General features: G+C 73.4%; 10 protein-coding genes. 5 read left to right on the top strand and 5 right to left on the bottom strand.

From position 1 onward, the window contains the following. The first annotated feature begins 89 nt into the window (after positions 1–89). Positions 90–698, top strand: a complete 609-nt coding sequence (locus AC6CQV_RS09375; protein WP_498259314.1) for a cyclodeaminase/cyclohydrolase family protein — start codon at positions 90–92, stop codon at positions 696–698. A gap of 66 nt (positions 699–764) precedes the next feature. On the opposite strand, the gene AC6CQV_RS09370 is transcribed toward AC6CQV_RS09375, so the two are convergent. The 4 genes from AC6CQV_RS09370 to AC6CQV_RS09355 form a co-directional block, all read right to left on the bottom strand. After that, entirely contained in the window at positions 765–1970 is a 1206-nt protein-coding gene (locus AC6CQV_RS09370; protein WP_060959174.1) for a hypothetical protein, read from the bottom strand. Positions 1971–2067: 97 nt separating this feature from the next. After that, the gene (locus tag AC6CQV_RS09365; protein WP_061782279.1) at positions 2068–3012 is read right to left on the bottom strand and encodes an ABC transporter permease; all 945 of its coding nucleotides are present in this window, start codon (positions 3010–3012) and stop codon (positions 2068–2070) included. Next, positions 3009–3809 carry an ABC transporter ATP-binding protein gene (locus AC6CQV_RS09360; RefSeq protein WP_198553686.1) on the bottom strand — a complete coding sequence of 267 codons (801 nt, stop codon included), beginning with the start codon at positions 3807–3809 and terminating at the stop codon, positions 3009–3011. The genes AC6CQV_RS09365 and AC6CQV_RS09360 overlap by 4 nt, the downstream gene beginning before the upstream one ends. Further along, complete coding sequence (locus AC6CQV_RS09355) at positions 3806–5086, bottom strand: amidohydrolase family protein (RefSeq protein ID WP_498259313.1); 1281 nt, start codon at positions 5084–5086, stop codon at positions 3806–3808. Before AC6CQV_RS09355 ends, AC6CQV_RS09360 begins: the two co-directional genes overlap by 4 nt. A 220-nt stretch (positions 5087–5306) precedes the next feature. On the opposite strand from AC6CQV_RS09355, the gene AC6CQV_RS09350 reads away from it, so the two are divergent. Then, complete coding sequence (locus tag AC6CQV_RS09350) at positions 5307–6308, top strand: PDR/VanB family oxidoreductase (protein ID WP_498259312.1); 1002 nt, start codon at positions 5307–5309, stop codon at positions 6306–6308. Between the two features lie 474 nt (positions 6309–6782). Here the strand turns inward: AC6CQV_RS09350 and AC6CQV_RS09345 are convergent, their stop codons facing one another. Next, positions 6783–8135 carry an amidohydrolase family protein gene (locus tag AC6CQV_RS09345; RefSeq protein ID WP_498259311.1) on the bottom strand — a complete coding sequence of 451 codons (1353 nt, stop codon included), beginning with the start codon at positions 8133–8135 and terminating at the stop codon, positions 6783–6785. A gap of 158 nt (positions 8136–8293) precedes the next feature. On the opposite strand from AC6CQV_RS09345, the gene imuA' reads away from it, so the two are divergent. From imuA' to AC6CQV_RS09330, 3 genes are read left to right on the top strand one after another with little or no spacing between them, the layout of a single operon-like run. Next, a complete protein-coding gene (gene imuA', locus AC6CQV_RS09340) occupies positions 8294–8995 on the top strand; it encodes a DnaE2-dependent mutagenesis accessory factor ImuA' (RefSeq protein WP_061782283.1) in 702 nt (233 codons plus the stop codon). 1 nt (position 8996) lies between these two features. Next, positions 8997–10637 carry a DNA polymerase Y family protein gene (locus tag AC6CQV_RS09335; protein WP_498259310.1) on the top strand — a complete coding sequence of 547 codons (1641 nt, stop codon included), beginning with the start codon at positions 8997–8999 and terminating at the stop codon, positions 10635–10637. Then, positions 10637–14197 carry an error-prone DNA polymerase gene (locus AC6CQV_RS09330; RefSeq protein WP_498259309.1) on the top strand — a complete coding sequence of 1187 codons (3561 nt, stop codon included), beginning with the start codon at positions 10637–10639 and terminating at the stop codon, positions 14195–14197. The genes AC6CQV_RS09335 and AC6CQV_RS09330 overlap by 1 nt, the downstream gene beginning before the upstream one ends. Positions 14198–14219: the final 22 nt, after the last annotated feature.

The following is a 14219-nucleotide window of genomic DNA, read 5'->3' as shown; positions in this document are numbered from 1 at the left end:
AGAAGCGCGCCGTTTCGCGGGTGTTACGGTCGCGTATGCGTCGATGTCGCCCCCCGATCGGTGCGGCCGCCCGCCCCTAGAGTGGGCGCATGTCCGCCCCCGATCTCGCATCCGCACGCCTCGACGACTGGCTGGCGGCGCTCGCCGCCCCCGTCCCGGAACCCGGCGGCGGAGCCGCTGCGGGCGTCGTGATCGCGACGGGGGCCGCGCTCGTCGCCATGACCGCCGGCTACGCCGTCGCCCCGCACCGGGACGCGGTGCTCGCGGACGCGACGCGGGCGCGCCGCGACGCGCTGGTCGCCGCGGAGCACGACGGGCGGATGTCGGCGGCGCTGGTCGCCGCCTTCCGCCGTCCCGCCGGTGACGCGGAGCGCCCGGCGGCGATCATCGCCACGACGGTGGCCGCCGCTGAGGCGAGCGCCGCACTGGTCGACGTCGCGGCATCCCTGGGGTCGGCCCTCACCTGGCTCGAAGAGCACGGCGAGCCGCGCGTGGCGCCCGACGTCGCCGTCGCGGCGCGGATGCTCGCGTGCGGCATCCGTGCGACGGCCGTCAACATCCGCTGCGACACGACGAGCGCCCGCGACGCCGGGGCGGAGGTCGAGACGCTCGCGCCGCTGCGCACCGCCCTTGCGGAGGCGCTCGCCGTCGCGCAGCGCTTCGACACGCTCGCCGACCGCGTCACCGCGACACTCTGACGCCCCGACCGACGCGAACGCCCTGCCCCGACGATCGTGGGGCAGGGCGTTCGCGTGCGGACGGTGTCAGTCCATCTTGATCGAGGTGTCGATGAACTCGTTCGTGTAGAGCGCCGACGGGTCGATCGCCGACGCGGCCGCCTGCGTGATGCTGCCGGCCGTGACGAGGAAGGGCGTGAAGTCCTTCACGATCGAGGCCATGCGGTCGGGGTCGAACTGCCCGAAGACGCCGGACGCCTCGTCGTTGGCGACCAGGCCCAGCTCCTTCTGCTGCGCCACCGAGAACTCCGCGACGCCCTCCGAGTAGGTCCAGCCGGTGTCGTACTTCTCGACGAGGTCGAGGATGACCGCGTTGCCGTGCTCCGGCGCGTTCAGGAAGTCGATCTGCGACTGCTGCATGATCGGGACGAGCTTCTTCAGGCAGTCGGCCTTGTCGGTGACATCGGCCTTGCGCACCGCGAGGGGCTCGGGATAGATGTTGTACCCCAGCTCGGACAGCAGCTGGTAGCCGACGTCCTTGCCCCACTGCGAGATCTCGTTCTTGTAGATGTAGGGCTCGGCCGTCGCGAAGCCCTGCTGCAGGATCTTCGGGTCGGACACGAAGCGCTGCGGGGTGCCTTCGTAGCTCGTGTCGATCTGCGACGAGGTGATGATGCCCTGCGACAGCAGCAGGTTGGGGATCACGTCGCCCGACGTGACGATCGGGTCGCCGGCGGCGGCGGCCTCCTTGATCGTCTTGGCGCCGTCGTGACTGGCGGGGTCCCACATGAGGATCTGCGGGCTGAAGGTCAGCTGCGACGTGACCGCGACGGTCGGCTGGTCGGCGTCGGCGACGATCGCGGCATCCGTGTTGACGGCGCCGATGAGGATGTCGGTGTCGAGGTACATGAGCGCGGGCACCGGCTGGAAGTTGACCGCAGGGCCGCCCGAGCGCACCTCGATCTTCACGCCCGTGTCGGTGCCGTTGACCACGAGCGGGCCGGTCACGGTCTTCTTGTCGGTGTCGACCGTGTACCCGTCTCCCACCAGGTTGTACATGGCGCCGTGCTCCGACTCCGGCTGCCAGTCCTGCTGCATGACAACGGTCGCGGGGCAGACGCTCGCGAGGTCGAGGGGGCCGCCCTTCTCGGCCGCGGTCGCGGCCGAGGTCGTGGCCGGAGCCGCCGCCTCGGTGCTGGAACATCCCGCGACGGCGAACACCGTGACGGCGAGGGTGCCGACGGCGACGCTGCGCGCCATCAGACGACGGGAGAGAAAGGTGGGCTGTGACACGGTGTCCTCCTGGACGGGCTTCGGGTGCGGTGCGGACAGACGGGTGGTGCGATTCGTGGTGCGGGTGAGGAGAAGCGGTGCGGGCGGCGGGGCGCGATCAGCGGGTCGCGACGCCGAAGAGGCGTCCGACGACCAGCCGATCGAGCGCGGCGAAGATCGAGAAGACGATCACGCCGAACAGTGCCGTGAAGATGATCGCGAGGAACAGCGGCTCCATGTTCAGGCGCAGCGTGTAGGTGCGCAGCAGTCCGCCGATGCCCTGGCTGCCCTGCTGGAAGAAGAAGTCGCCGACGATCGCGCCGATCACGGCCAGACCGGCCGACTGGCGCAGCCCCGTGAAGATCGACGGGATCGCCGCGGGGAGCATGAGCTTCGTCATCCGCTGCCACTTGCTGGCCTTCTGCAGGGTGAACAGGTCGTGCGCCGCGGGCGTCGCCGACTGCAGGCCGAAGAGGGTGTTCGAGATCATCGGGAACACCGCGATGATGACGCAGACGACGATGCGCGCCGGCAGGCCGTAGCCCATCCAGATGCCGATGAGAGGGGTGAGCGCGAGGATCGGGATCGTCTGGAGGATCACCGCGTACGGGTACAGGATCTTCTCGGCGAGGGTCCACTGGGACATCACGATGGCCCAGCCCATGCCGATCACGACCGCGATCGCGAGACCGACCAGCGCGACGGAGATCGTCTGACCGAGCGCGGCGATCATGGGTGCGATCACCTTGTCGTTGCCGACCGTCTCGGCCAGCACCTGGTGCGGCGGCGGCAGCAGGAACCGGCGGCTCTCGCTCAGCAGCAGGTACGACACCGCGTACCAGATGGCGATGATCCCGAGCAGTGCGGCGACGATCGGGAACGCGCGCGACCAGGCGCCGCGCACGACGCCCGCCGCGCCGCGAGGCCGCCGGCGCGCCGCCATCACGGCGGTCGTCGTCTCGGCGGATGCCGCGGCATCCGCGGCCGCCTTCGACGGGCTCACCGGGCCGGCCGACGTGTCGGCGTGCGCCGTCGGCGCCTTCAGGGCGAGGTTCTGGCTCACGAGTGTGCCTCCAGTGCGTGCGAGAGGTGGCCGACGATGCGCCCGAACTCGGGTTCGTAACGCAGCTCGGGCGAGCGGGGGTAGGACCAGGGCAGTTCGATGTCGTCGACGATGCGGCCGGGCCGTCCACTCATCACGAGCACGCGGCTCGACAGGTAGACGGCCTCGGAGATGGAGTGGGTGATGAACATCGCCGCGAACCCCTTGAGCTGGAACAGCCGCTGCAGCTCGGTCTGCATCTTCAGGCGCGTGATCTCGTCGAGGGCGCCGAACGGCTCGTCGAACAGGGCCAGCTGAGGCTCGGCGACGAGGGCGCGGGCGATCGAGACCCGCATGCGCATGCCGCCCGACAGCGCCCGCGGATGCTGGTCCTCGAAGCCCGACAGGCCGACGAGGTCGAGCACCTCCGCGGCGCGACGCCGACGCTCGGCCTTGGCGACGCCGGCGAGCTCCCCGACGAGCTCGACGTTGCGCTGCGCGCTGCGCCACTCCAGCAGGGTCGCCTCCTGGAAGACGAAGCTCGTGGTGTCGGCGCGGACGTCGATCTCGCCCTCCGTGGCGGCGTCGAGCCCGGCCGCGAGGCGCAGCAGCGTCGACTTGCCGCAGCCGGAGGGACCGACCACCGACACGAACTCGCCCGGGCGCACATCGATCGACACGTCCTCCAAGGCGCGGGTGCCCGTGTCGAAGACCTTGGCGACGTCGCGGAAGGCGAGCGTGGGTGTGGAGGTCGGCCGGGCGGTGTCGGCGGCGCCGGCGTGCGAACGCGGATCGGCGGGTGCGGTGACGGTGGTCATAGGAGGGCTCCCTCGGAGGTCGGGGCGGACGGCGGGGCCGGCAACGGGCGGAGGTCGAGCACGCTGCCGACGACGCGGCGGCGCACCGCGATGACGCGGCCGTCGCGGATGACGATGCGATCCGGTGCGCGCTCCGCGAGCGCCTCGGCGGTGTGCGCGGCGCGCACGAGCACGATGTCGGCGACGTCGCCGACCCGTCCGCGGGCGGGCGGCAGTCCGAAGGCGGCGCGTCCTCCGTTGGAGCTGACGTGCCAGGCCTCGGCGGGCGTGAGGTGACCGGCGACGACGAGCTCGGAGGCGACGTCGACCATGTCGGCGTTGCCGAGCGGGTTGAACGGGTCCTGCACGTTGTCGCCGCCGGCTGCCAGCGTGATGCCGGCCTCCAGGATCTCGCGCAGCGGGGGGATGCCGCGCGGCGTGCCGACCGGATGCTGCCACCCCTGGAGATAGAGGTTCGTCAGCGGGTTGGTGATGATGGAGACACCGGCCTCCGCGACGGCCGCGAGGGTGCGGGCGCGGGTCGCGGCATCCTGCGTGGACAGGCTGACGCAGTGGCCGGCGGAGCGGATGAGCCCGGCGGGCCAGTGGCGCGTGCGGGCGGCGAGCTCGGCCAGGCCGGTCGAGGCGGGATCGAGCGTCTCGTCGGTGTGCAGGTCGAGGCCCAGGCCGAACTCCTCGGCGAACGCGGCGGCGCGCTCGAGGTCCGCCGCGGGGTCGTCGGCGAGGTGGGGGAAGCCGCCGACCAGGTCGATCCCGAGGGCGACGGCGGCACGCCCCAGATCGTCCGGGCCGTCGGAGGGCCCGGGGCTCGCGACGACCTGCAGGTCGACGAGCCCGGCGAACTCGGCGCGCAGCTCCACGAGCGCACGGACGCCGCGCAGCGGGTCGTCGCCGAGGTGGTAGTTCGTGTGGGAGCGCACGGCGGTGACGCCGGCGTGCAGCGCGGCGACCAGGTGGCGGCGCGCGCCGGCCGTGATCGCCTCGTACGTGTGGCTCTCGCCGTGGTCGACCCAGCACGCGATGGCGTCCTCGAGTGAGCCCTCGGGCTGGCCGAACGCGCTCCACGTGTAGCCCTTGTCGAGGTGGGCGTGCAGGTCGGCGAGGGGCGGCAGGGCGACCCAGCCGGTGGCGTCGATCGTCTCACCGTCGGCATCCGCAGCCCCCGCGTCGACGACACGACCGTCCGCGAAGGCGAGGACGTCACCGACCTCTCCGGCCGGCGAGAGTCCGGTGACGGCGCCGATGCGCTGGCCCGGCTCGAGGAGTTCGGCATCCATAGGGGCTTCTCCTCACGTGGCGATGACGGCGGGCGGTGGCGGTGACGGCGGGCGGTGCGGTGTTGTTGGTATGACCAACATCGGGTGAGAATCAGTAAACGCCCGACGTGTTTCCTGGCAGGCCTGTCGGGATTGCAGCCGTGTTAAATCCGCGCGAAGAGTGCGGCCGGTCGCCGCCCGCGGGCGGGACGGCCCCGCGCGAATGGGAAGAGTGGGATCCATGAGCTACTTCAGTGACGTCGAGCGCGACCTCGTGGTCGCCGCCCGCACCGTGCTCGCCGACGGCGTCGTGGCACTCGACCTCGTGGCCCACAATGGCCGCGACCTTCCCGTCTGGGCGCCCGGGTCGCACGTGGACCTCATCCTCGCCGACGGCCGTCAGCCCGGGACGGAGCGCATCGAGCGCCAGTACTCGCTCTGCGGCGACGCCGCGGACCGGTCGACGTGGCGGGTCGCGGTGCTCAGGGAGGACGACGGGCGCGGAGGGTCGGTGCGCGTGCACGACGACGTGCAGGTGGGCCAACGGCTGCGGGTGCGCGGACCGCGCAACCACTTCTCGTACGACATGGTGCCCGAAGCCGTGCACCGGTTCGTCGCCGGCGGCATCGGCATCACCCCGATCCTCGCGATGGTGCGCGCCGCGGCCGCCGCGGGGGCCTCGTGGACGCTCGACTACGCCGGGCGGTCGCTGTCGACCATGGCCTTCGTCGACGACGTGCGCGCGCTCGACGACGGCACGGGTCGCGTGCGGCTGCACCCCTCCGACGAGGGCTCCCGCCTCGACGTCGCCGCACTCGTGGCCGCCGCCGCCGACGGCGGTCCCGTCTACGCCTGCGGTCCGGCGCGACTGATCGCGGCCCTCGAAGAGGGCTTCGGGGCGGCGGGGCGCGCCGAGGCGCTCCACGTCGAGCGGTTCGAGGCGATCGCGTACGGCGAGCCGGTCTGGTCGGAGCCGTTCGAGGTCGAGCTCGCGATGACCGGCGACGTCGTCACGGTGCTGCCCGGCCAGTCGGTCCTGGAGGCGATCGAGGAGCAGAGCCCGACCGCGATGGTGCTCTCCAGCTGTCGCCGCGGCACGTGCGGCACCTGCGAGGTGCCGGTGCTGGAGGGAGAGGTGGAGCACCGTGACTCGGTGCTGACCCCGCTCGAGCGGGAGCAGGGCGCCGTCATGATGGCCTGCGTCTCGCGTGCGGCCTGTCCCCGGATCGTGCTCGACGTCTGAGCGGGTGCCGCGGGGGCTTGGGCTGGGGCTGGGTTGCGGTTGGGGCTGGGGCTGGGGCTTGGGTTGCGGTTGGGTGGTGGTGACGATCGTCGGACTTTTCCGGCGTGAGCCCCGAACCGAGGGATGGTGTGGTGTCATCCACAGGGTTTCTCCGGCGTACGTCACGTCGCGCTCGCCGCGCTTCTGTGCGGGCCGGACGGTCGCGCCGACGGTGGGGGCACCGGGGGAGCTCGGGCAAGCGGAGCCGATCCTGTGACGAACGTCGGAGGTTGTGCCCTGCCCGCGGCGGAAGGGGGCCGCGGTGGGCCGATCCTGTGACGAACGTCGGAGGTTGTGCCCTGCCCGCGGCGGAAGGGGGCCGTGGTGGGTCGATCCTCGCGGAAACTCCGACGGTGGTCACGGCTCCGGGGCTCCGGGCGCCGGGGCGCCGACGCCGGCCGGCGCCAGGGCTCCGGGGTGGCGGCGGCGCAGGCGTCAGCGGCCGACGCGGGCGCGGAGCGCGGCGGTGAGCGCGGTCTCGTCGCCGCTGACCAGCCGGTAGTCGCGGACGACCACGCGCCCGCCGACCACGACGTGCCGCGGCCGGCGCCCCGGGTGCGCCCACAGCAGTCCGGCGATCGGATCGGCCACGCCCGCGTCCGCGACGCCGGAGACGTCCCAGACGCACGCATCGCCCGCGGCTCCCGGGGTCAGGATGCCGAGCTCCGCCCGGCCGAGACCCGCGGCGCCGCCCGACGTGGCCATCGTCAGGACGTCACGCGCCGGGAGCGTCGGCCCGACGAGGCCCGACACCTGCATCGCGAGGCGAGCGTCGGCGAGGAGGTGCCCGGCGTCGTTCGACCCGCCGCCCGAGGTGCCCAGACCCACGGGGATGCCGTGCGCCCGCAGGCGGGCCACGGGGGCGATGCCCCACCCCATCGGCACGTCGCAGCCCGGTGCGTGCGTGGCGGTGACGCCGGCGGCCGCGAGACGTGAGATCTCGGCATCCGTCACGTCGCACAGGTGCGCGATCGTCACGTCCGGCTCGAGCCAGCCCCACTCCTCGAGCAGGTCGAGGGGCCGCCGGCCGTACCGGGCGAGCGCGATCTCGGTGTCGACCTGCTCGTTCGCCTGGGTGCGCCGGCGCAGACCGTGGCGCCGCGCCACGTCGCCGAGCGCGCGGAAGGTCTCCTCGGAGTCGGAGTGCACGCCCGCCGGGCCCACTGCGAGCTGCAGCATGCCGTCGGCGCTCGTGCCGCCCGGGACGTCGGCGGCGGAGGGGAGGAGGTCGCGGACGATCGCCTCCGCGCTCGCCGCCGCGGCGGCGGGGGTGTCGCGGGCCGATCCGCGGACGAACACGAGGCGCGCGCCGAGCTCTGCGGCCGCCCCGGCGATGGCGTGCGCGATCGCGACGGTGTCGTCGACCGGAGCGGAGGAGGCCGCGGGGTCGGGCCAGTTGAGCTGGTGGTCGGCGACGGTGGTCACTCCGCACAGGAGCGACTCGGCCAGCCCCACACCGGCCGTCGCGCGGACGAGGGAGGCGTCGATGCCCGCGGCGGCATACGCGGCGGCCATCGCGGGCAGCCACTCCCGCATGGGCACTCCCCGGGTGCCCGGCAGGGTGCGGAAGCCCGACTGGAGCAGGTGGTGGTGCGCGTTGACGAGACCGGGGGTGACGAGGCCGCCCTCGGCGTCGAGGGTGTCGTGCGCGGATGCGGCGGGCTCCGCGGTCGGGACGCCGACGCGGCCGTCCGCGCCGATCACGAGGTCGCCGGTGCGGTCGAGGTCGGGCTCGTCGAAGCGCTCCACGATGAGGGAGGCGCCCGTGATGGTCAGCGTACGGGTCATGGCGTCCGTCCTATCAGTCGCATGTTTCGCGCAGATGAGCCGTCCGGCGCGGCCGGTCGAGGGATGCGGCGCGCAATGTCCGAACCCGTTCTTATCTTCGACGCAGAGGCATTGAAGTACTAGAACACATGTTCTAATCTGTCGAAGTGAGGCCGATCGTGGGGAACGTCGCTGCCGCGGACGTCGCGGGCACCGTGAGCACCCTGCGCGCGCAGATGGAGCGCATGCAGGGGCGTCGCCTCGACACGCCCGTGCTCCCGGTGCCGCCGGCGCTGGCGTCGCTGCTGCCCGGCGGAGGCCTGCGCACGGGGGGAGCCTACGCGCTCGGGCGGTCGATGTCGCTGCTGTTCGCTCTGCTGGCCGAACCCTCGCAGACCGGCTCGTGGTGCGCCGTCGTGGGCATGCCGCACGTCGGTGTGGAAGCGGCGCGCGCCGCCGGCGTGGACCTGTCGCGGCTCGTCCTGGTGCCCGATCCGGGCGAGCGCTGGCTCGCGGTGACCTCGACGCTCGCCGATGTGCTGTCGGTCGTGGCGGTGCGGCCGCCGGCCCGGGCGAAGGATGCCGACGTCGCCCGGCTCGCCGCGCGCATGCGTGAACGCGATGCCGTGCTGCTCGTGCAGGGACCCTGGCCGCAGACCGAGGCGATGATCGACGTCTCCGATCCGTCGTGGTCGGGCCTCGGCGAGGGCCACGGCATCCTGTCGGGACGAGAGCTCACCGTCACGGTGACCAGCCGGCGCGCGCCCGTGCCGCGATCGAACCGCCTCTTGCTTCCCGACGAGCAGGGCCGCCTCGGCGGGGGTGAAGGCGCCGGCCGCTCGCGCGTGCCCGCGCCCGTGCCGATGAGACGGGCGGTGTGAGATGGATGCCGATGTCCGGGGCGGCCCGGCCCCTCCGCGCAGTCTGGTCGTGTGGGTGCCCGACTGGCCGATCGTCGCGCTCACCCGCGACGGCGACGACCCGCTGGACGCCGACGGGCCCATCGCCGTGTTCGAGAAGGGGATGGTCGTCGCCTGCTCGGCGGCGGCGCGCGCCGAGGGCGTCCGGCGACGGATGCGTCGCCGCGATGCGCAGGCCCGCTGTCCGCAGTTGACGGTGGTGGATGCCGACGCCGTGCGCGATCATCGGGCGTTCGGGCCCGTGATCGCGGCGATCGAGGAGGCCGCACCGAACGTGCAGGTGATGCAGCCCGGACTGTGCGCCCTGCACGCGCGCGGGCCGGCGCGCTATTTCGGCGGTGAGGCCGCGGCGGCGACGGTGCTCGCGGGCGCCGTGGCGAGCCTCGGCGTCGATGACGTGCGGGTGGGCATCGCCGACGGCACCTTCACCGCCCAGCAGGCGGCCCGCGGTGGCACGCGCCGGGAGGATCCGGTGCGGATCGTGCCGTCCGGTTCGGCCGCGGCCTTCCTCTCGCCGCTGCCGGTGGGGGTGCTCGACGAGGAGCTGGCCTCGCTGTTCGGCCGGCTCGGGGTGCAGACGCTGGGCGAGGTCGCGGCCCTCGGCGCCGACCGGCTCGTCGAGCGGTTCGGCGCGCGCGGTCAGCGGCTGCACGCGCTGGCCGCCGGCCGCGACCCGCGCCCGGTGACGGCGCGCACGCCGCCGCCCGAGCTGCACCGCGAGGTCGCGTTCGAGCCCCCGGTCGAGACCGCGGACCAGGTCGCGTTCGCCCTGCGGATGCCGGCCGCGGAGTTCGTCTCCCGGGTCGGGGAGCAGGGGCTCGTCTGCACCGAGCTGCGTGTCGTGCTCACCGGCGACCGCGGGGAGCGCAGCGAGCGGGTGTGGCTGCATCCCGGGGCTTTCGACGCCGCCGCGGTGGTCGACCGGGTGCGCTGGCAGCTCGCCGAGCAGGGCGCGGCGACGGGCGCCGGGGGCACGAGCGGCGCCGGGGGCGCAGGGGGCACCGGGGGCGCCGGGCGCGGCGGGACGGGACGGGCGCTTCGCAGCGCGGTCGTGCGGGTGCGCATCGAGCCCGAGGCGGTGGATGCCGCCGCCCACCACACCGCGCGGCTGTTCGGGTCGGGTCCCGAGGAGCGCGTGCATCGCGCGCTCTCGCGCGTGCAGGCGATGCTCGGACACCAGGGCGTGCTCACTCCCGCGGTCGGCGGCGGTCGGTGGCTCGCGGAACGACAGCGGCTCGTGCCCTGGGGGGACGTCGCCGCCGATCTGCGCACGGGCGAGCGTCCCTGGCCGGGGAGCCTTCCCGATCCGCTGCCGACGACGGTGTTCGCCGAGGGGATGCCGGTCGCGGTGCTGGATGCCGACGGCGACATGATCGCCGTGGATGCCCGCGGGGAGCCGACCGCCGTCCCCGCGGCGATCGAGCTCGGCGGGCGGCGCCGCGGCATCCGCACCTGGGCGGGACCGTGGCCGGTGATCGAACGCGCGTGGGATCCCGAACGGGCGCGGCGGGCGCACCGCTTCCAGGTGGTCGACGTCGCGGAGGGCGCCTGGCTGCTGGTGTGCGAGGAAGGCGTCTGGCAGATCGAGGGGAGGTACGACTGATGGGGTTCAACAATCCGTCGGTCCGCTGGTCGGAGATGGCGCGCCTGCTCGGTGCGCCGGTGATCGGCGGCGACCCCGCACCGGACGGCGGCGACGGCCCCGCCTTCTCCCGCAAGCGCGGTGCCTACGAGCGGCCGCCGATCGAGCGGCCCTCGGATGCCGTGCCGTACGCCGAGCTGCACGCGCACTCGTCGTTCTCGTTCCTCGACGGGGCGTCCTCGCCCGCCGAGCTCGCCGAGGAGGCGGAGCGGCTGGGCCTGCACGCCCTCGCGATCACCGACCACGACGGCTTCTACGGGATCGTGCGTTTCGCGGAGGCCGCCGAGCATCTTCAGGTGAAGACCGTGTTCGGGGCGGAGCTCTCGCTCGGGGCGGGCGTCGGCGCGGGGGAAGGTGCGGGGCGCGCGGCGGGGCTGCTCGCCGGTCCGAGTCCCGCGCGGGCCGGTGCGCCCGACCCCGCCGGCGCGCACCTGCTCGTGCTCGCCCGCGGCGAGGAGGGCTACCACCGGCTGGCGGCGGCCCTCACCCACGCGCAGCTCGCCGGCGGGGAGAAGGGGCGGCCCTGGTACGACCTCGACGAGCTCGCCGCGCGCGCCGACGGGCACTGGGCGATCCTCACCGGATGCCGCAAGGGCGCGGTGCGTCAGGCGCTCGCCGCCGGGGGAGCCGATGCCGCGGCCGCCGAGCTCGACCGGCTCGTCGCGCTGTTCGGCGCCGACGCGGTGAACGTCGAGCTGATCGACCACGGCGCCCCCACCGACAGCCGCGACAACGACGTGCTCGCCGCGCTCGCCGCCGCGCGCGCTCTCCCGGTGCTGGCGAGCAACAACGTGCACTACGCGGTGCCCGACCGCGTGCACCTGGCGGCCGCCGTCGCGGCGGTGCGCGCCAATCGCGGCCTCGACGAGCTCGACGGCTGGCTGCCGTCGCACGCGAGCGCGCATCTGCGTTCGGGCGCCGAGATGACGCGGCGCTTCCGCCGCTACCCGGGCGCGGTCGCCCGCACGGTCACGCTCGCCGACGAGCTCGCCTTCCCCCTGCGCCGCGCCAAGCCGGCCCTGCCGAAGATGGCCGTCCCCGACGGGCACACGCCGATGTCGTGGCTGCGCACCCTCGTGTGGGAGGCCGTGCCGCGCAAGTATCCCGACCTCACCGAGAAGAACCGCGCGCGCATCGAACGCGAGCTCGACGTCATCGCGCAGAAGGACTTCCCGGGCTACTTCCTCATCGTCCACGGCATCGTCGCCGAGGCCCGTCGCCGCGGCATCCTGTGCCAGGGACGGGGCTCGGCCGCCAACAGCGCCGTCTGCTACCTGTTGGACATCACGGCGATCGACTCGATCTACTACGACCTGCCGTTCGAGCGGTTCCTGTCCGCGATGCGCGAGGAGGAGCCCGACATCGACGTCGACTTCGACGCCGACCGGCGCGAGGAGATCATCCAGTGGGTGTTCGGCGAGTACGGGCGCGAGCGGGCGGCGCAGGTCGCGAACGTCATCCAGTACCGCCCGAAGAACGCGGTGCGCGACATGGCGAAGGCGCTCGGACACTCACCCGGTCAGCAGGACGCCTGGTCGAAGCAGGTCGAGCGGTGGGACGGCGCCGTCGCGGGCTCGCACGACATCCCCGATCGCGTGCTCGAGTACGCCGCCGAGCTGTTGAAGGCGCCGCGACATCTCGGCATCCACTCGGGGGGCATGGTGCTCACCGAGCGTCCCGTGGGCGAGGTGGTGCCGATCGAGCACGCGCGGATGGAGAACCGCACCGTCATCCAGTGGGACAAGGACGACGCCGCGTGGATGGGGCTCGTGAAGTTCGACCTGCTGGGGCTCGGCATGCTCGCCGCGCTGCAGCACTGCTTCGATCTCATCGCCGACGCGACGGGGGAGCGGTGGACGCTCGACACCCTCCCCAAGGAGGAGGCCGCGGTCTACGACATGCTGTGCCGCGCCGACTCGATCGGGGTGTTCCAGGTGGAGTCCCGCGCGCAGATGGGGCTGCTGCCGCGGCTGCAGCCGCGGCGGTTCTACGACCTGGTGATCGAGATCGCCCTGATCCGGCCGGGTCCGATCCAGGGCGGCGCGGTGCACCCGTACGTGCGCCGCAAGCTGGGGCTGGAGGAGCCGACGTACGCCCACGAGAAGCTCCGACCGGTGCTGGAGCGGACCCTCGGTGTGCCGGTGTTCCAGGAGCAGCTCATGCAGATGGGGATGGCCGTCGGCGACCTCACCGGAGAGGATGCCGATGTGCTGCGCCGTGCCATGGGCTCCAAGCGCGGCATCGAGCGGATCGAGTCGGTGCGGCAGAAGCTGTACGACGGGATGGCGCGGCACGGGCTGGTCGGACAGGTCGCCGACGACATCTACGCGAAGATCCAGGCGTTCGCGAACTTCGGCTTCGCGGAGAGCCACTCGCTGTCGTTCGCGCTGCTCGTCTACGCGTCGTCGTGGCTCAAGCTGCACTACCCGGGCGCGTTCCTCGCCGCGCTGCTGCGTGCGCAGCCCATGGGCTTCTACTCTCCGGCGACCCTCACCGCCGACGCCCGCCGGCACGGTGTCGTCGTGCGTCGCCCCGATCTGCACGCCTCCGGGGTGGATGCCGGTCTCGAACCCCTCGACGAACCCCCTTCCCCGGTCGTCGACCCGGTCGTTGAGCGAGAGAGCGCAGCCCCTTCCCCGGTCGTTGAGCGAGAGAGCGCCGCGTCCCCTCCGGTCGTTGAGCGAGAGAGCGCAGCGAACGAGTCGAAACGCGTCCCCACCGGCATCCCCGCCTGCACCGACCGCCACCAGCCGCCGGTGCCGCCGTTCGATGCCGCCGCGCCCGACGCGTCGGCCGCCCATCGCCGGGACGGCCGTTTCGCCGTCCGACTGGGGCTGGCCGCGGTCACCGGGGTGGGAAAGCCCCTCGCGCAGCGCATCGTGTCGACGCGCGAGAGCGACGGCCCCTTCCGCGACCTCCGCGACCTCGTGCGGCGAACGGGCGCCACGGCCGCCCAGGTGGAGGCGCTGGCGACGGCGGGGGCGTTCGAGAGCATGGGCATCACGCGGCGCCAGGGGCTCTGGCTGGCCGGCGATGCGGCCCAGGATCTGCCCGAGTTCCTTCCCGACTCTCTCGTCGCCGTGCAGCCCCCGCTGTTCGGCGACCAGTCCACCTACGACGTGCTCGCCGCCGACCTCTGGGCCACGGGCATCTCCACCGACGACCATCCCCTCACGCATTACCGGGCGCCGCTGGATGCGCGCGGGGTGCTCACCTCTCGCGAGCTGCGCACGCACGAGGTCGGGCGGCGGGTCGAGGTCGCGGGACTGGTGACGCACCGGCAGCGGCCCGCGACGGCATCCGGGATCACCTTCATCAACCTCGAGGACGAGCACGGCCTCGTCAACGTCATCTGCTCGAAGGGCGTCTGGGACCGCTATCGCCGGGTGCTGCGGGATGCGCCGGCGCTCATCGCGCGCGGCATCCTCGAGCGTTCACCCGAGGGCGTCACGAACCTCGTCGCCGACGCGTTCGAAGACCTGCGCGTCGGCGTGCGCCACCGCTCCCGCGACTTCCGCTGACCCCCACACCCACCCCCACCCC

The organism is Microbacterium sp. EG9 (assembly GCF_059759475.1).
Note: the sequence above shows the minus strand (reverse complement) of the source record. Positions and strands in the feature narration are given on the sequence as shown.

Excerpts from the sequence above, each read along its gene's own strand:
- AC6CQV_RS09375 (WP_498259314.1), top strand. The coding sequence starts at position 90 with ATGTCCGCCCCCGATCTCGCATCCGCACGCCTCGACGACTGGCTGGCG.
- AC6CQV_RS09360 (WP_198553686.1), bottom strand. The coding sequence starts at position 3,809 with ATGACCACCGTCACCGCACCCGCCGATCCGCGTTCGCACGCCGGCGCC.
- AC6CQV_RS09355 (WP_498259313.1), bottom strand. The coding sequence starts at position 5,086 with ATGGATGCCGAACTCCTCGAGCCGGGCCAGCGCATCGGCGCCGTCACC.
- AC6CQV_RS09350 (WP_498259312.1), top strand. The coding sequence starts at position 5,307 with ATGAGCTACTTCAGTGACGTCGAGCGCGACCTCGTGGTCGCCGCCCGC.
- AC6CQV_RS09345 (WP_498259311.1), bottom strand. The coding sequence starts at position 8,135 with ATGACCCGTACGCTGACCATCACGGGCGCCTCCCTCATCGTGGAGCGC.
- AC6CQV_RS09335 (WP_498259310.1), top strand. The coding sequence starts at position 8,997 with ATGGATGCCGATGTCCGGGGCGGCCCGGCCCCTCCGCGCAGTCTGGTC.
- AC6CQV_RS09330 (WP_498259309.1), top strand. The coding sequence starts at position 10,637 with ATGGGGTTCAACAATCCGTCGGTCCGCTGGTCGGAGATGGCGCGCCTG.